This window comes from Streptomyces sp. NBC_01260 (assembly GCF_036226405.1).
GTDB lineage: Bacteria > Actinomycetota > Actinomycetes > Streptomycetales > Streptomycetaceae > Streptomyces > Streptomyces laculatispora.
The window spans coordinates 5,053,069-5,071,134 of record NZ_CP108464.1 but is presented as its reverse complement, the minus strand read 5'-3'; the positions used below and the strand labels follow the sequence as shown (position 1 = coordinate 5,071,134).

Here is an 18,066-nt window from a genome sequence, read left to right as displayed (position 1 = left end):
CCGGTCAGGTCCTTTCGGCGTAGGTCGTGGGCGCCGTCGGCGCGGGCTCGCGCTTCTGCTGCGCCGGGAGCTGCTGGCGTACCAGCTCCAGGGAGCGGGTGACGGCGCCGACCTCGTCGTGGTGGCGCGGATAGAGGACGGTGCGCCGCTCACCGCCGGCGAGCGCCTCGGCCTGGTCGGCGAGGGCGCGCAGCGGGCGTACGACGATGATGTGCAGCCAGCCCAGACAGGCGATGGCCGCGGCCATCCCCAGCAGCCCGGCGAGCACCGTGAGGTTCTGCTTCCGGTACTCGGGGATGGCGAGGGAACTGGCGGGCTGCCGGCTGACCACGGTCCAGCCGAGGGTCTTCGCCGCCCCGCCGCCGACGAAGGGCGCGGCCGCGGCGATCTGCACCTTGCCGCCGTCGCGGTACAGGATGCCGCTGGGGTGCATGCTGACGCCGGTCTTCTGGTTGGTGCCCGTCACGAGCGTCCGCAGCCGTTCGCCGGGCAGCTCCTGGAAGGCGCGGTAGCCGGTGTTGCCGCCGATGATCCGCTGCTTGTCGTCGACGATGTTGATCTGACCGAGGCCGGGCCGCTTGAGCAGGCCGTTGAGGAAGTCGATGCGGAACTCGCCGACGACTGTGGCGCCGTCGCGGCCGGGTATCCCGGCCTGGGCGGCGATGACCGGCTTCTTGCCGGAGTCGTTGAGCACCCGGATCAGCTGGCTGGATGCCTTGCCGGCCGGCTGCTGCGGAGTGTCACCGGCCTGCGCGACGACCTTTCCTGACGTGTCGACGACGTACAGCGACTGGTAGCGGTCGTGCTCCAGTCGGGTCCGTTCCAGGACGGTGCGCATATCGGCGGGCGAGGTGCCGGCGCCGATCAGGGTGGCCACGGACAGCAGGTCGGCCTGTCCCTCGTTGAGGGCCCGGCGCACCCGGTCGGTGAGCGTGTCGGTCCGCTCGCGCTGGTCGTTGACCAGCTGCTGCGGTACGACGGCGGTGTCATCGGCCCGGTTGAGGAGCAGCAGCATCGGTCCGCACCAGGCGAGTACCAGCACCCCGCAGACGAGGATCAGTCCGCGGGTGCCGAACCGGCCGCGCCGGGGCGGCTCGGCGGACCGGTCCTCACCGAGCAGCTGACGGCGCAGCCGTTCCAGGGAGTTCCCGATCCGGGCGGCTTCGCCGTAGGAAGGGACGCTGACCGGTCGGGTGAGGTCGCCGCGGGTCAGCCGCCGGCTCTCCAGGAAGAGCCGGATCAGCGGCCGCTGGACGGTGCCCAGGAGCAGTGCGACGGCGAGTGCGCCGACGACGACCAGGGCGCCCGCGGCAACCAGGCCGAAGAACGGGCCGGCGGCTGTGGTGGGGTTCTCGGCCACCGCGACCATGGCGACGACGCTGAGGCCGAGGCCGGTGGCGACAGTGGGCTCGCCTGGCTGGACGCCGGCGAGCGAGGCGTAACCGGCGACGCTCCGGTCGCCCGTGTGCAGGCTGCCCAGCAGGCTGCCGCTGACGCCGGGGAAGCCGCCGGAGCCGGGCTCCTTGGCGGACATGGGGTGCTGTCGGACCTTGACCGAGGCGGTCTTCGCGAAGCTCTTCAGCTGCTTGTCGGCGCGTTTGGCGTCGGCGCGCTGGGTGTCGGTGAGCAACTGCTCGGGCTGCGGGATGCCGTCGCTGGAGAGGATGTCGGCGTCCGCGTCGATGACGGCGATGGAGCGGAACTGGCCCAGGCTGATGCCGGGGAACCGCAGATTACTGGAGGCGACCAGGAGTTGCTGCGGGGCGCCGGGCCAGGAGAGCAGCGCGAAGGAGAGCAGCCGGGTCTCTCCGTTGGCCAGCTTCACCATGCGGGGGCCGAGCGCGTCCTTGCCGCTGAGCTTGGTGGTGTCGATCGCGGTGAGGGGGACATTCTCACCGCGTGCGGCGAGCAGCTTGCCGGAGGAGATCTCGACGACCGCTGTGCCGGTCCACTTCTGGTAGACGCTGCTGATCTTGTCGAGCACGGCGTCGGGAGAGACCGGGTCCGCGGCGTTGAACAGGCCGGCGGTCCGCCCCAGGTCGGTGAAGCTCTCGTCGATGGACGCGCGCAGCGCGATTGCGCCGTCCTCGGCGAACTGCTGCTGCGAGGTCAGTACCGCCTCGGGCACCCGGTCCTGCGCCGTGCGGCCCAGACCGAGCGCGGTGATGGCGGCCAGTGAGAGCAGCAGGACCGAGAGGACCGCGATGGGCGGCCGTATACCACCCAACAGCGACATATCAGCCCGGCGGCGGACCTTGTGTCGCCGCTTCACAGGCGAGGCGGCCATGGTGCATCCCTTCTGGAACTTCTTGCGTTTCTGGTACTACCGGCGCTGCAGGAGCTGTCGACACTGCAGGAGCAAACGGAATTTCCGCTCGCTGCTGAACTTCCGCGGCTTCTGTTTCTTTCCGGACGTATCGGACTTCAGGGCGCGTTGACGCGCCCGAAGAATCGAACGTCCACGCGGAAGATCATGACTCGTTCGCATTCCGAACGGTTGTAGCGAAGAGGGCAGTTGTGATGCAGACCACTCGGATCAAGCCACAGAGGAGGCCAGGTAAACCCCGGAGACATCCCGTGTTCACCTGGCCGTCCTCACCCGACTGTCTTCACCGGCCGTCTTCACCCAATGGCTGCACGGTCCGACTGCTCCCACCCGCACGGCCCGGCCTCGCCCGACCATCGCGGTTCGGCCCCCTCGCCCGGCCTCCGCCGCCCGGAGGTCAGCCGGGCAGGTCCTCCAGCGGTTTCAGGCCGTCCTGCGCGGCCCCGCGGTTGAGCATCGTGCCCTGGGTGCGCTCGAACGCCAGCCGGTAGCGGGCCCGTTCCTCGGGCGTCAGCTTCTTGTCGTCGCGCAGCGCCGCGGCCACATCGACGAGCCGGTGGTCCTGGACCGCGTCGGAGGGCGCCGGGTTCGCCTCGTCCGCGTCGGGCGGAATGGTGATGAGCGTCGGCACGTACCGCGCCTTCACGTCCCACGAGCCGCCGCTCTTGTGGAACTCGAACCAGCCGACGACGCCTTCCTCGGTCAGTCCGGACGGCACGTCGTGCCGGGCGACCTGATTGCCCAGTCCGTATGCGATCCAGGTCCCGTCGACCTTCTCCATCGGCTGCACGACATGGGCGTGATGGCCGATGACCAGGTTGATGCCGGTCTCCCGGGCGATCCTGCGCGCCAGCTTGATCTGGGCGGAGCTCGGCTCGGGGTGGTGCTCGCGCCCCCAGTGGATGCTCAGGATGACCACATCGGCGCCGGCCGCGCGGGCCCGCTTCTCGGCTTCCTTGATCCGGTCGAAGTCGTTCTGGTTGACGATCCAGGGCGTACCGGCCGGGACCTCGCGCCCGTTGAAGCCGAAGGCGTACGAGAGCTGCGCGACCTTGACGCCCTTCACATCCATGATCAGCGGCTTGTCGGCCTCGGCCTTGCTGCGCGCCGAACCGGTGTGCTTCAGTCCGGCCTCGTCGAGGGCGTCCAGGGTGCGCTTCACACCGGCCTGGCCGTGGTCGAGGGTGTGGTTCGACGCGCTCGAGCAGGTGTCGTAACCGATCTGCTTCACCGCGGTGGTGATCTGCGGCGGCACCAGGAAGTCCGGGTAGCTGCGGAAGGGTCCGTTCGGCTTGCCCACCACCGGCTCGAAGTGGCAGATCGCCAGGTCGGCACGGGAGATGACGGGCTTCACCCCGGCCATGAGCCGGTAGAAGTCGAGCCCCTGCTTCCCCTCGGCCTTCGCGTCCTTGCGGGCCTGCTCGATCAGCGGCGGGTGAATCAGGATGTCACCGGCCGCGGCGACGGTGAACGACGTCCCCGCGCTCTTGGCCGGATCGCTCCCGCCTGACCCGGCATCACTGCCCAGGAGGGAGCAGCCCGTAGTGGCCAGGGCGAGGAGCCCGGCCAGGGCGGCGCGAGAGGTGAAGGGAACATAAGGACGTCGGGTCACCCATGTATTTTTACTTCAATATGACGAGCAAATGGGCCAAAAATTCGGCGATCTCTGCAACATTGCTGGTCACAGCTGTCGTAGCGGCTGTTGTGGTGCTCGTCACCCCCTCCGGAGGAGGGGATTCCGACAAGGGCCGGCCGCAGCATGCCCGGCCCCGTGACGGCGTCGACCTGGCAGCCCGGATCGACGATTTCACCCAGGGCACGATCCGCCGCAGCGCCTTCCACCCGCCGACGGCCCTGGACCGCCGCACCATCGCCGACGGCGTCGGGCTCTATCTCGACGGCCGCCACAAGGACGCCGCACGACTCCTCGCCGAGGTCGACTTCGGGGTCAGTACCTTCACGGACACGGCCACCGGCCGGCGCTTCGCCGAGATCGCCGACCGGGCCCCGGAGTCCGCCCGCGGCTGGGGGCGCGTGTACATCGACCTGTCCCGCCCCGCTGCGACCTGGTCCGTCCAGGTCCCGCACCCGGTCGCCGACGCCGACAGCGAGAAGCTGGGCGTGGGCGCCTGGCGGGCCACACCGGGCGGGGTCATGGTCCTGGCGGGTGCGAACCGCAGGGCGGGCGAGGGCGACGCGGCCGACGTCGCCCACCGCCGGGACACCGTCTTCCACGCGGTCTGCGCCGAACTGGTCGCCCACCGGCTGCCCGGCATCCAGCTCCACGGCTACGCCGACTCCACCGAACCGGACTACGACGTGATCGTCTCCACCGGGAAGGGCGACCACGGCCGCGCCTGGGGCGAGGGGCTGGCGGCGGCACTGAAGCGGGAGGGCTTCGACGTCTGCCGGGTCTGGGTGCGCCGCTGCTCCCTGGAGGGCCGCACGAACGTCCAGGGCCGAGCTGCGGCAGCGGCCGAACTTCCTTTCCTGCACGTCGAGTTCAGCCGTACGGTCCGATCGTCGCCGCGCCGCACCGCCGACGCGGTGACGGCGATCAGGGAGGCGGCGCGATACTCGGCGCAGAGCGCCGGGGCCACGCGGGCGGAGCGGTCCGCGCGCTGACGAGTACGGCCCTCACCACCTTGAGACCGGCAAACCTGCCCATATCCTCCAGGCCGCCGCCTCGGTGCCGGCGGCGGACCTCAGCCCTGGAAGCTGAGCTGCGGCGGGTGCGTGGGGTCCGCCCGGCAGAGGAAGACGTTCATGGAGCCCCAACGCCCCACGATGACTTGGGTGGGCGTGTTGGCGTCCATCTCCTGCGACGCGGCCAGATCCTCCAGCGGAATCCAGCTGCGGCTCCCGCCGTCCCACTCCTTGCTCGCCACCGTCACCAGCAGGTCCGTCCGAGCCCCACACGAGCAGAGCACGTCGGCGCGGCCTGGAATCACGGGTAGCCACGATCCGCGGTCACGAATGGCCGTCGTTCCCTGCTCTCCCGGTGTGCTTGCCGCGACCATGCAGCACGCCCGGCCGGAGTCCCCGGCCGGGCGTGCTACCTGTCCCGGACCTGGTCAGTCCGGTTCAGTGCACCGCTGCGCTTGCCGGTCGCGGAGAGCGAGCGGTCACGGAGCGTCGTTCTCTACACGTTTCCCAGATGGCGCAGCAACTGCCACCACTCATCGGTCTCCGTGGAACCCGTGATGCGCAGGTACCCCGAGCCGAGTGCCTGCTCCGACACGAACTCGGCGAGGCTGTCCGCCACTCGCTCGAATCGACGGCTCGCCCACCAGGAAGTCAGCATGTCCGGGTAGGTCCAGACCGAGCCGTCCCGGCGATTGACCAGCATCGGATTCTCGTTGATCTTTCCGACGACGAACCAGTCGTCCGGGTCCTCGGGGACCTCGACCCTGTTGGGAGAGATCAGCCCCTGCGACTTCTCGGCGTACTTCCTGTCGAGGATCACCACGGACCCCATGATGGCCCCGTTTGCAGCCATCAGAAAGTCCAGGTACTCCTCCGGAGCATCCAGGTCCGGCCGCCGGGAAACCCCTGCCGGAACGGAGTTGAAGATGCTCCACTCCTCGCTGGAGTCGATGGCTTCACGAGCCCTGGCAAGGCTCTGCCTGAATTCTTCTGTGATCATTAGGGCCCCTGAATGTTGACCGAGATGGGCGTGTAATCCGGCAGATGCATGATCTGCTGCCTGATGCCGACCAATGACTTGGTTGGTGGTGGCATCAAGCATATGGAGATTGCTCCGGACGTCCGGTCCACCCAGCTGGAGTTCCCAGACGTGATCCGGGTTCATGTTTCCGAAGATTCTCCTGCGGGCCGCCGCAACGAATTCCGGGTTCTTGTCGTTGAACTGAGCGTAGACCTTCTTGAAGAAGTTCTGCTTGTAGCCCTTCTCGGTACCGGCTCTCGCCGGAAGAGGATTGGGTGCCTTGACAAGCTTCCCTTCATCACCGAACTGCTTGAGCGCATCGGCCTTCAGCTTGAACTGGGACTTCATAGGTGTAGGTGTGGTCGGCGGTCTCCGCCTCCGCTCCCGTGCCGTGCTGGCGGACCAGCCGGCTCCGGTCGTCGTACTCGTTGCTGACGACGGTCCCGCCCGGGGAGCGCTGTTCCTTCGGACGGCCCGCGACGTCGTAGACCATCGTGAACGTGCGGTCCGCGGCGTCCGGATGGGCCGGGGTGGACGGTTCGATCTCCTTCTCCGCCATGCCCCACGCGTTGTACGTGGTGAGGAAGGCGTTGCCGCGCCCGTCGGTGAAACGCGTACGGTTGCCCGCCGCGTCGTAGCCGAAGGTCGTGGTGACCGACTCCGTCTCCGAGACCGGCTGGACCGCCTTGGTGATCAGCCCCGTCGCATCACTGACGAGCGTGACGGTGTGACCCCGGTAGTCGGTCACCGATGTCGGGTTGCCCACCCGGTCGTAGGTGGAACTGCTGGCACGCAGCACCTTGCCCGTCGCGTCTGGCGGGGCGGGGCTGGGAGAGCCCGGCGGCCCCCGTGCGGATGCTTGGACACGAACGCGGGCCCCCGGAGTGTGCCGGAGGCCCGCGCTCATCCCGCTGCCGGGGCTACAGGCTCATCGGCGGACGGTCGAGGTCGAACAGATCAGGATCCTGCTTGGTCAATTCCTCCTCGAAGGCGGGCCATCCCTTCTTCGTGACGTAATCCGCCTCGACGCCGTGGAGCGGCACCAGCCACACCACGGAGACATGCGTCCCGTTCTCCAGGTCGACGGAGAAGAAGTCGTCGTCGAAGTAGACCGGCATCGCCGCGTAGAGGTGCGTCAGCGTTCCGCCCGGACGCAGCGGCATCGGCAGGGGCACGACGTCCCCCCGCAGCACCGCCGTTCCGGACGTCGCCAGACGCTCCGCCGCCCATTCCAGCACTCCGGGAAAAGGACCGTACTCGTCCCCGGCAACGGGGTGGGTGCAGCCGAGCAGTTCCAGATGCTGGGGATCACCCGTGGTGGGCGAGACCAGGTGCGTCCGGTGCAGGGTGGTGGTGGCGTAGGACTGGACTCCGTCGAGGACGCCGCCGGTGAAGTACCCCACCTCTGCGGCACCCTCCGGAGCGCCGTCCCTGACCGACCATGCTCCGACGAGTCGACCCAGACGTGATTCGAGATGGTCGATCAGAACAGCCATCTTCTTTACTACCCGTCCTCTCTGTTTCCTGCGCCACGGTTGCACGGAACGCATTCGAGTCGTACATCCGTATTGTAATTATTGAGCACCTGCTCGCGAGTCACGTTGGTCGGGAATTTCCGGTTCGACCAACTCTCGGGATAGTGACCGCCGTCCCATTGCCCGCCGCGGTCCTGTCCCTTGGTGGGATCGCCGCCGACCACACCGACACAGTTCGGCCCCTTTCTGGGGCAGACCCGGCCGGGCTGTCCGCTCGCCAGCACACCCACCTCGGCGTCGTTCCACATCTTGGCGAGGACGGGCACCCGGAAGCTCGCGCGGCTGGTCGTCTGACCGGACTCGTTCGTCCCGCGCAGCATCCCGTCCGCGTGAGGCGTGCCCGCCGCGACACGGTCCGGATCGGCGGCGAAACGCCCCCGGTTGCGCCACTGACCGTTGGCGTCCGCGGCCGCGGCACCGACGCCGCACGCGGGACCCTGCGAGCCGTTGTCATTGTGCACCAGCACCGCCGTGTCACCCGCACCCACGTGATACGTGTGCAGGCCCTCGACGCTCAGGTCGTACGTGACGCGCTGCGCCGTGTACGCGTTGACGTCGATCACCACGGTCGGCCGACCCGACTCGCTCTGCAGTTTCTGTCCGGCCTTGAGGTCGGCCGCCTGAGTCCAGGCGTCCTTCGTGGCCTCGTAGAACTGGTGGTGCTCGGTGGTCTGGATCGTCTTCGGGCCCGACTTCGTGGACACGACGACATCGACGAACTCGCGGTCCGTCTTGGTGACGATGACCGCCTTGACCTTGTGCTTCTCCTTCTTCTTCTTGCCCGGTTCGGCCGTCAGGACGTAGTCCCCGACCTTGATCTCGGAGATCGGCTTGATGGTGGCGTTCGCCAGTACCACCGGAGTGGCGCCGGTGAAGCTGTGCGGTGTGCAGCCCTTGCGGCCGAACCTGCTCGCCGCCGCGCCGAACACACCACCGGTCACCGCGCCGACCGCCGAGGCCTTCGCCGCGCCGGAGACGCTGCAGCCCTCCTCGCTGGTCACACAGGAGACGCCGTAGCCGACCGCGCCTTCCGCGGCACCGCCCGCAGCGCCCATCGCCGCACCGTTCAGCGCCTTGCCGCCGACACCGGCGAGCAGACGGCCCACCGCACCGGAGGCCGCGCCGCCGGCCGCACCGCCGAGGGCGCCGGTCACGGCTCCCACGCCGACCGCGGTCACGAAGCCGCCCAGCGACTTGGGACCGTCACTCATCGCGTAGCCCACCGCGTTCGCCGCAGCGCCCGCCAGGGCTCCGCAGCCGATGACACCCACGCCACCGGTCGCCGCCGTACAACCCGCGAAGACCACCACACCGGTGGCCACCGCCGCGATCGTCGACGCGTGCTGTTTCACGAAGTTGGCCGTCGCCTTCGCCGCCTTCTTGACGGCCTTGCCGACCTTCTTGGCGGCCTTCACCACCTTCTTCGCCACATGCACGGCGGCCTTGGCCACCTTGCGGACCGTCTTCTTGACCTGTTTGACGACCTTGTGGACGTATTTCTTTACGCGCTTGTACGTGCGTTTGACATATCTCTTGACCTTTTTGACGCTGTCGGCCACATAGTGCACGGCCTTGCGCACCACACGCTTGGCCTTCTTGACGACCTTCTTGACCGCCTTCTTCACCTTCTTCGCGGCGGCCTTGACCTTCTTCGCGACCTTCTTGACGGCCGTCTTGGTCTTCTTCCAGGCCGACTTCGCGACCTTCTTGACCTTCTTCTTGACCTTCTTGATCGCCTTGTCGACGAAGCTCGGCCAGTGACCCGTCGGGTCCGTCGCCGTCATCGGGTTCTGGTCCGCGTACGCGTAACGGTTCGCGGACACCGACGTCGGCAGCGGGTTCATGCCCACCGTGTCCCGGCTGTTGAACTGGCCGGTCTCCGGCGAGTACCAGCGCGCCGCCATATTGACCTTGGCGGTCTCCGGGTCCGTCCACCCCGACTGGTAGCCGAGACGCCCGACCATGCCCAGCGACTGCTCGACCTTGCCGAACGGGCTGTACGTCGTCGACCCGGTCAGTGCCTCGCCGTCCGCGGTGAACTGGCCCACCACGTCGTCGTGGATGTCGGTCAGCGCGAGCACCGAGCCGATCGCCGACTTGATGCCGAGCAGCGAACCGTCGACGTTGCGGCTGTAGGCCGTACCGCCGTCGGACGCCACATCGTTGCCGACGCCGCTGTACGCGAAGTCGTACACCGAACCGCCCTGGGCGTCCGTCGCCTTCAGCGTCCGGTCCAGGCCGTCGTACGTGTACGTCCGCTCGCCCTCGTTGATCACCCGGTTGAAGGCGTCCGCCTTCACCGACGTCTGCACACCTGCCTCGTCGGTGACCGAACTCATCGTGCCGCGAGCGGTGTACGTGTACGTGCTCTGCCCGTCCGAGGTGAGGCGGTTGCGGGCGTCGTAGGTGTAGGTGTCACCGCCCACGCGCGTCCGGTTGCCCGACGCGTCGTAGCCGTACTGCTCGGTCGCGCTCCCGTTGTTCCAGGACGACAGGCGGTTCGCCCAGTCGTAGGTGTACGTGTTCGTACCCGCCCCGGCGACACCGGCCGTCGTCTTCGACGTCTCGTTGCCGTTGAGGTCGTAGCCGTAGGAGAACGACGCCAGCGACTTGCCGGCCGGCGAGGTCAGCCGGTCGGTGGTCAACTGCCCCAGGGAGTCGTAGGAGAAGTCACGCCTCCCCTTGCCCTGGCCGTACTCGATCGACGTCACGTTGGACTCGACGTCGTAGCCGTACGTCATCGACGTGCCGGTCGCCCCGTCCACGGCCGTCTTCAGCCGGCCCGCCGTGTCGTACCCGAAGGTCGACGTGCCCGACGCGTCCTTGCGCGAGGTCATCGCCCCGTTGCCGTCGTAGGCGAAGGAGGAGGACCCGGAGGGGCCGTTGGCGGAGAGGAGCAGACCGCGGTCGTCGTAGGAGAAGGTGTCCTTCTCCTCGCCCGCACCCGCCACCGAGGTGACCTGGTCGTCCTCGTCATAGGTGTAGGTGTGGTCGGCGGTCTCCGCCTCCGCTCCCGTGCCGTGCTGGCGGACCAGCCGGCTCCGGTCGTCGTACTCGTTGCTGACGACGGTCCCGCCCGGGGAGCGCTGCTCCTTCGGACGGCCCGCGACGTCGTAGACCATCGTGAACGTGCGGTCCGCGGCGTCCGGATGGGCCGGGGTGGACGGTTCGATCTCCTTCTCCGCCATGCCCCACGCGTTGTACGTGGTGAGGAAGGCGTTGCCGCGGCCGTCGGTGAAGCGCGTACGGTTGCCCGCCGCGTCGTAGCCGAAGGTCGTGGTGACCGACTCCGTCTCCGAGACCGGCTGGACCGCCTTGGTGATCAGCCCCGTCGCGTCACTGGTGAGCGTGACGGTGTGACCCCGGTAGTCGGTCACCGATGTCGGGTTGCCCACCCGGTCGTAGGTGGAACTGCTGGTACACAGCACCTTGCCCGTCTCGTCCAGGTCCTTCGTGGCGACCAGCTGGCCGTAGCCGTCGTAGGTGTTCGCGGTGCTGGTGCCGTCGGCGTCCACCGACGTGAGCGGCCGGCCGTCCATGTCGTACGTGAAGCGGCTGGTGGCGCCCGCGGAGTCGGTCACCTCGGTCGTCTCGCCGAGGACGTTGTACTTGTAGGACTCGCTCACCCCGGTCGGACTGACCGTCCGGGAGAGTTCACCTCCCGGGGCCTTGTACTCGTTGATGGAGGTGTACGCCCGCTCGGTCGGCTGGCGCACGATGTCCGTGTCCGTGACCGGGCGGCCCAGGTAGTCCCAGGTGGTCTCCTGGCGGGCGCCGCCGGGCCGTACGGCCGACAGCTGGTCGCCGTTGGCGGTGTACGTGTACCGCGTCGTGGCGCCGCCCGGCTCCCGGACCGAGGCCAGGTCGCCGAGCTGGGTGTAGGTGTACTCGGTGCGCTTGCCCAGCGGGTCGACCTCGGCGGTGACCTGACCGAGCTTGTTGTACTCGTTCCAGGTCGCGGCCGTGATCGGGGCCGAGGCACCCGGCGGGGTGTAGTCCGGCATCGTCGTCGAGGACTCCTGGCCCTCGGCGTCGTACGCCGTGGTCACCACCTTGCCGAGCGGGTCGGAGGACTCGGTGTCCTCCCCGAACGTGTTGTAGCCGGTCATCGAGACCGGCCGCACGCTCACCGGGGTGCCGCCCCCGGTCTCACTGCTGACGGCGGGCTCGGTGACGCTGGTCTGCTGACCGGCCTCGTCGTAGCCGTAGTCGGTCGTGACACCGTTCTCGTCGGTCATCGCCAGCGGCAGGCCGCGCTGGTCCAGCTTCCAGCTGCTGGTGCGGACGGAACTGCCCGCCGCCGGCAGCGTGCCGCCCTTGAGCGCGGTCACCTGGGACGTGGTCAGCGCCTCGCCGTAGACCTGGATGTCGCTGAGCGCGCCGTTGGTGTTCTCCTTGTCGGCGACCCTGCGGCCGATCTGGAGCGGGCCCGTGGCATCCCAGGGAGTGGCGAACGCCGTCGAGGTGCCGGCCTGGACGCCGTTGACGTACAAGCGGATCTGAGCCGCTTCCTGGTCGTACACACCGGTCAGATGGGTCCAGGTACCCGTGGTCACCGCGGCGGTGCCGGAGCTGGCCCGTACGATGACCGGTCCCGACATGTCCGCGCTGTGCCGGTTGAACGTCCAGCCGTACGCCGTGGAGTAGTACAGCTGGAAACCGCTGGCGGATTTCCCGGCCTGGGCCAGGAAGGTGTTGTTGGCCGCGGTGGAGTTCAGCTTGACCCACGTGGAGACGGTGAAGGAGCCGCCCGTGTTGACCACCGCGCCCGTCTGGCCGTAGGCGTTCGCCGTGCCGTCGAAGACGGCGGCGCCACCGTGCTCGGTGGAGTGGGTGACTCCGCTGCCGAAGGTGACGGTCCGGTTCCCGCCGGACGAGTCAGCGGCCGAAGCGCCACTGGTCTCGGCCAGTTTCCAGCGGGCCACCGGTGCGGTGGTGCCGTCGTGGAGGGTGGATCCGGTGACGTTGCCGAGGTTGTCGTAGAGCGTGTCCTCGGTGCTGGTACGGCCGTTGGCCGGGTCGAGGTCGCTCTCCGAGACGACGTTGTCGTCCGGGTCGTAGCTCACCTTCGTGCTCCGGGCGAGCCCGCCCGGGTCCAGGACCGAGGACGTGGTGCGGTCGGACGCGTCCACGGTGAACGCGGAGACGGTCTGCCCGTCGTTGGTGACCTGCTTGATCAGGTTGCCGGCCGCGTCGTAGGTGTTGGCCTCCTCGGTGAAGGAGAGGTTGTTGACCGGGTCCTTGCGCGTCACCGTGGCGGCGAGTCCGTCGTCGGTGTAGGTGTACGCGGTGACCTGGCCCATCGCGTCGGCGATCGAAGCGAGCCTGCCACCCGGGTCGTAGGCCCGGGACTCCTGCACGAGGGTCGTGGCCGGCGAGGGGTTGGCCGGGTCGCCCGTGTAGTTCAGCAGATTGGTGGTGAGGGGTCTGCCCTCCCCGTCGAACGTGTACGTGTTGACGTTGCCGGCCGGGTCGGTCTCCTTGACCTTGTTGCCGTACACGTCGTACTCGAACGACGTGGTGTCGCCGCCCGGGTCGGTCCGGGACGCCATGCGGTTGTAGGCGTCGTAGGTGATCGAGGTGGCGCGGGAGGCGTCACCGCCGGTGAGGTCGGCGACCGTCTGCGAGGAGACGTTGCCGTCGGCGTCGTACACCGTGGTCGTCCGCCCGGTGTGGACGGCGCCGGTGACCCGGTTGGTGACCGGCGGGTCGGTCTCGGTGACGACCTGGTCGTCCTTGTCGTACGTCAGGGTCGTGGTGAGGCCGCCCGGCTGGGCGTCGGACACCTCGGTCCTGGTGAGCTGACGGCCGAGGCCGTCGTACGTGCTCCGCTCCTTCGCTCCGTTGGCATCGGTCACCTCGGCGAGGTCACCGTCGGCGAAGTAGGCGTACTCGGTCTTCCGGCCGCCCGGTGTGACCACCTCGGCGACCAGCCCGGCCGGCGCCTTGGCGGTGCCGCCCTCGGCCGCCGGGGTGGCGGCGGTCGTGTACGTGGTGGTGGCGGTCCGGCCGTTGGGATGGCCCGGCACCGGCGGCGTCGTCACCGAGGTGAGGTTGCCCGCCGTGTCGTACACGTAGGCGGTCAGGTAGGTGTTGTCCGCCGGCCCCGAGGAACGGCCGTCGCGCTCGGTGAGCACCAGGTCGTTGCGTGGGTCCATCGGCGGGAACGCCGTCGTGGCGTCCGGGTAGTACGTGTAGTAGTCGGTGGCGCACTTGCCCGCCGCGGTGTCCTGGCACATGGTCTGGGAGACCGTGTTGCCGCGGATGTCGTGGCCGGTGACCGACCGGTTGCCGTTGGCGTCGGTCACGGTGTGCAGGAAGCCCGCCGTGTCGTAGCCGTATGTGGTCCGCTTGCCGTTGGTGTCGATCGCGGTGAGCAGGCGGTTGCCCATCTCCGCGTCGTACACGTACGTCAGCGTCTTCTCCGTGGGGTCGGTGAGCTTCACCGTCCGCACCGGGGCGACGCCCGCGGAGGCCTTGTACGCCGACCAGTGCTGCTCGACCTGCTCCTCGGTGAGCCCGCCCGCGTGCACGGCGACCTCGGCGATGGAGCCGGTGAAGTAGCTGACGTCGGCGGGCGGGTTGTTCCAGCCCTTGGCGAAGCCCGCACCGATGAAGGTCCGGGTGTTGGCCTGGTCGTTCGGCGCCCCGCTGTAGTCGCCCTGCTTGACGCCGTCGACGTACAGCGCCTGCTTGGTGCCGGTCGCGGAGAGCACCGCGTGGTGCCAGGCGTTGTTGTCGACCTTGTCCTTGGACCCGAACTCCGTGGTGGCCGAGCCGGCCGCGCTGTACCAGTGCCCGCGGAGCTTCCCGTCGGAGCCGACGTACAGGACGGGGCTGTAGTTGCCGCTCGCCCCGGCCGCGTCGTTCACGGCCTTGGCCTGGTCGGCGACCAGCACACCGGGCTTGGCGGTCTTGAACCACAGCTCGACGGAGCGGTCGCCCTTCCCGTGCCAGGACGCGTACGGGACCTCCGCGTACGAGCTGGTGCCGTTGAACTGCGCCGCCGTGACGTCACCGGCGCCGAACGGCCCCGCCACGCCCTGGGTGACGCTGTTGTACGTACCGAAGCCGGTGTGCAGTTCGTTGGCGGCCTGCGCGGCGCCCTGGGTGTCGTCCAGGCGCCAGTATCCGGCCGGGGCCGAGCCCATCACCGCGGAGCGGTAGACCTGGGACGAGCCGGTGACCGTGGCCGGGTTCAGCTTCCAGGTGCCGCCGTCGCCGTCCGTGGCCTGGAGGACCAGGTCGTCGGTGGTGCCGTAGGTCACGGCGGACTGGGTCTTGCCGTTCGGCGTGGTGATCTTGTTGAGCAGCCCCGCGGACCGGTTGGCCGCCTGGTACTGCGCGGTGATGACCGACGGGTCGAGTGCCTCGGTGTAGACGGCGACCTCGGCGAGCTGCCCGGCGTAGTGCCCCAGCTTGTCGGAGGCGTTCATGGCGGGCCAGCCGTCGGTGTTCACCCCGGCGCCGAAGGAGATGTAGGGCTGCTCCCAGTCGTTGATGGTGCCGGCGAGACTGCCCTGCTTGGCGCCGTCGAGGTAGAGCGTCTGGCTGGTGGCCGCGCCGGTGAGGGCGACGTTGTGCCACTTGCCGTCGGTGACGGTGGCCGTGGAGGCCGTCGTGGTCATGCACCCCGGTGACATGGCGAGGCAGCCGCGGAGCTTGCCGTCCGTGCCGACGTACACCGCCGGGGTGTTCTTCTTCGTGTTCGCGACCGGGTCGGCGTCACTGAGCGGCTTGTCCCCGTAGTAGAAGAGGACACCGCCCGCCTGCGTGGTCTTGAACCACAGCGAAACCGTCGTGTACGAGGGCGTCGCGCCGGGGGCGCTGGGTATCTCGACGTACGACGTGGTGCCGTTGAAGGTGGCGGCCTTCTGCGTGGAGCCGGCCAACGGGCCCGTACCGCCGAGGCTCACGTTGCGGTAGAGGCCGTTGAACTTGCCCTGGTTGAGGTCGATCGTGTCGGTGGCGGCCGAACCGCTGGTCTCCCCGAGCCGCCAGTACGCGAACGGGTCCGCGTCCATGACGGTGGTGCGGTAGTGGTTGCCCGTCGCGTAGCCGTAGACCGTGCACTTGGTGGGGTCGGCGGGCGGGCAGACCTTGGTGAGCTGGTCACCGGTGTAGCCGTACTGCCAGACCTGGGCGGTGCTCGCGTCGCCCGCCTTGGCGGCGTCGGTCGTCACGGTCGCCACGTGCGGCGCGGTGGCACCGGCCGGTGTCTGCCAGGCGAAGGCCAGCGAGCGGTTGGAGGTGGTGTTGGTGACCTTGCTGAGCCTGCCGCCCGTGTAGGTGAAGGTCTCCGCACGGTTCGCGTAGTCCTTGATCGAGGAGATCGCGAACGTGCCGGCCCGTCCCGTCACCGCCTGCTGGAAGGCGTAGGCGGTGAAGTCCTTGTCGGTCAGCGTGTAACCGCCGCCCGACGCGGCCGGTGCCAGCCGGGCGTACCGGCCCATCGGCGGCACGAAGGTGCCGTCGCCGTTGCGGCCGAAAGCGACCTGCTCGCCACCCGGGTAGGTGACCACGACGCTGGTGACCGTGCCGGAGCCGTCCTTCACCTCGGCGGCCGTCATGTCGGTGACCGTCGCCCAGCCGGCGCCGAAGGCCCCGTCGGTGCGCGGGTCGCGGCTGTTGTACGAGCGCTCCACCGACAGCGAGGGGCCGACGACCTCGATCTCGGCGTCGGTGTCCTCGGTGGTGTAGTTGGCATCGCTCGGGTCGAACTCGTGGCCGTCGGTGTTCTGGGCGAGGCCGGAGGTGACCGGCGGCTGCGGTACGGCGGTGGCGAAGCGGCTCGCCGAGTACATCACCGAGTCGTATCCGTCGGTGACGCTGACGTACCAGGCGTAGTTCTTGCTCCACTTGAGCTTGCCGGCGGGTATCTTCCAGCTGCTCTTGGTGATGACCCCGGAGGTGGCGACGGGCGTGGTGCTGTCGGTGTCCGCGTCGTACACCTCGAAGGCGTACGTGAGCGACGGCATCGGCCACTTGTCGGCGTCGCTGGCGTAGACCAGCAGTTCCGGCTGGAGGGTGTTCGACTGGTGGTTCTCCGGCGGGTACTGGGCGTTGATCTGCGGCGCCGTGTTGGGCGTGTACGTCAGATCCAGCGCGGGCCGGAAGGCCGCCTTGGTGCTGTTGTCGGAGTGGAACTTCTTCCAGTGCAGCCCGTCGCCGGTCGGTGCGGTCAAAGCCAGGCCGTAGTTGGCACTGCCGGTGGCGACGCCGTCGAACCATCCGGTGGACAGCTTCACCGGCATCTTCACGCCGACGTTCAGGTCGTTGGTGCCGCCCGCGTCGTTGCTGCAGGAGGCTCCCGGGGCGACGGTGGCGGTGCCGATCGCGGCGCCGTACGCCGGACCGGGGTACGAGGTGACACCGGCCGGGGTCCAGGACTTGGTCACCGGGCTCACCGAGAACGGCTCGGCGGTGCAGGTCGCGGACCAGATCGCGTACACGTTCAGCGTGGCGGCGGTGACCCGCTGGCCCTTGAGCGTGGTGCCCAGCGAGGAGAACTGGAGGAACGAGTTCGCCTTGTTGGTGCCGGCGTCGTAGCTGCCGACCTTGATCTGGTTCTCGGTGGAGTGGTCACCGCCGATGGTGCTCTGCGCGTACGTCGAGTTGCCGGCGGCGATGGTCGGGTCGACGGTGACCGGATAGACCCGGGCGGGGTCGTCCAGCCAGTCGCGGTCGGCGGTCAGCCGCAGCGCGGGCTTGCCGTCGGCGGTGGTCAGTTCATAGGTCACGGCCCGGGACGTCGCGGCGTCGCCGGAGCGGGGGTCGGTGCGGGAGTCCTCCATGAAGGCGTGGGGAATGGTGGCCGTCACCTCCCCGTCCCCGTCGGTGAACCGGACGTCGCCGTTGTCGGCGATGCGCGGGGTGAGGCCCTTGAGGTCGAGGGGGAACAGCCAGGAGTTGGGTGCGTCGGCCGACCGCAGGACCAGCCGCTCCTTGAGGCCGTCGGCGAGCGGGGAGAGCAGCAGGTCGGTGTCCGGCAGGACATCGGCGTACGTCGCCGTGTTGTCGGCGTCGACCGTGGGGGCGGCCTTCTTCGCGCCGCGCAGCGCGTAGGCGAGGCTGCGGCCCGATCCGAAGTCGACGGAGGCGAGCTGCTGGTCGGTGGCGTCGGGTGCGAACTCGACGTCGAGCGAGTTGGCGCTCTGCCGGAGCGTGCCGTCCGCGTCCTGGGTCAGCTCGGTGTCGATCGGCTTCCAGGCGCCGTCGGCGGCCTTGAAGTTGGACCGGCTCGCGTAGTGCCGGACCGTGGTCGAACCGTCGGCGTTGACGAAGTAGTCGGAGGTCGCGGTGGACTTCTTCGCGTTCCGCTTGCTGGTCTTCGCGTCGAAGCTCGGTCTCCGTCTGGGCCGGACCGGTGGCCAGCACGACCTCGCAGTCCCGCTGGATCAGGCCGTTCAGATGCGGCAGCGCGTTCGCCGCCGACTGCTCGCCCATGACCGGGACATGAGTGACCCGGACCCGCTTGTCGCCGGAGGCGCGCTCCATGCCCTGCCAGACGGCCGCCGCGGGGGTCCCGGCCGCGATGC

Annotated in this window: 8 protein-coding genes; 1 reads left to right on the top strand and 7 read right to left on the bottom strand. The window is 69.0% G+C overall.

Annotation, left to right across the window (positions count from 1 at the left end; all coding sequences use genetic code 11):
- Positions 1 to 4: 4 nt before the first annotated feature.
- Both OG322_RS22510 and OG322_RS22505 read right to left on the bottom strand, forming a co-directional pair.
- The gene (locus OG322_RS22510; RefSeq protein WP_123459767.1) at positions 5 to 2,236 is read right to left on the bottom strand and encodes a cache domain-containing protein; all 2,232 of its coding nucleotides are present in this window, start codon (positions 2,234 to 2,236) and stop codon (positions 5 to 7) included.
- Positions 2,237 to 2,723: 487 nt separating this feature from the next.
- Entirely contained in the window at positions 2,724 to 3,938 is a 1,215-nt protein-coding gene (locus tag OG322_RS22505; RefSeq protein WP_398910439.1) for a CapA family protein, read from the bottom strand.
- A gap of 95 nt (positions 3,939 to 4,033) precedes the next feature.
- Between OG322_RS22505 and OG322_RS22500 the strand changes: the two genes are divergently transcribed.
- Positions 4,034 to 4,951 (top strand): hypothetical protein, encoded by a 918-nt coding sequence (locus OG322_RS22500; RefSeq protein WP_148085504.1) that lies wholly within the window; start codon positions 4,034 to 4,036, stop codon positions 4,949 to 4,951.
- Between the two features lie 80 nt (positions 4,952 to 5,031).
- Here OG322_RS22500 and OG322_RS22495 read toward each other — a convergent pair whose 3' ends face one another.
- From OG322_RS22495 to OG322_RS22475, 5 genes are all read right to left on the bottom strand, one after another.
- Complete coding sequence (locus tag OG322_RS22495) at positions 5,032 to 5,220, bottom strand: hypothetical protein (protein ID WP_329306843.1); 189 nt, start codon at positions 5,218 to 5,220, stop codon at positions 5,032 to 5,034.
- A gap of 248 nt (positions 5,221 to 5,468) precedes the next feature.
- On the bottom strand, positions 5,469 to 6,341 hold the full coding sequence (locus OG322_RS22490; RefSeq protein ID WP_329306842.1) for a hypothetical protein: 873 nt from the start codon (positions 6,339 to 6,341) through the stop codon (positions 5,469 to 5,471).
- The gene (locus OG322_RS22485) at positions 6,292 to 6,792 is read right to left on the bottom strand and encodes a hypothetical protein (protein WP_123459772.1); all 501 of its coding nucleotides are present in this window, start codon (positions 6,790 to 6,792) and stop codon (positions 6,292 to 6,294) included. Before OG322_RS22485 ends, OG322_RS22490 begins: the two co-directional genes overlap by 50 nt.
- Positions 6,793 to 6,913: 121 nt before the next feature.
- Complete coding sequence (locus tag OG322_RS22480; protein ID WP_164494334.1) at positions 6,914 to 7,489, bottom strand: suppressor of fused domain protein; 576 nt, start codon at positions 7,487 to 7,489, stop codon at positions 6,914 to 6,916.
- Between the two features lie 8 nt (positions 7,490 to 7,497).
- The gene (locus OG322_RS22475) at positions 7,498 to 17,349 is read right to left on the bottom strand and encodes a LamG-like jellyroll fold domain-containing protein (RefSeq protein ID WP_329306841.1); all 9,852 of its coding nucleotides are present in this window, start codon (positions 17,347 to 17,349) and stop codon (positions 7,498 to 7,500) included.
- Positions 17,350 to 18,066 lie beyond the last annotated feature (717 nt).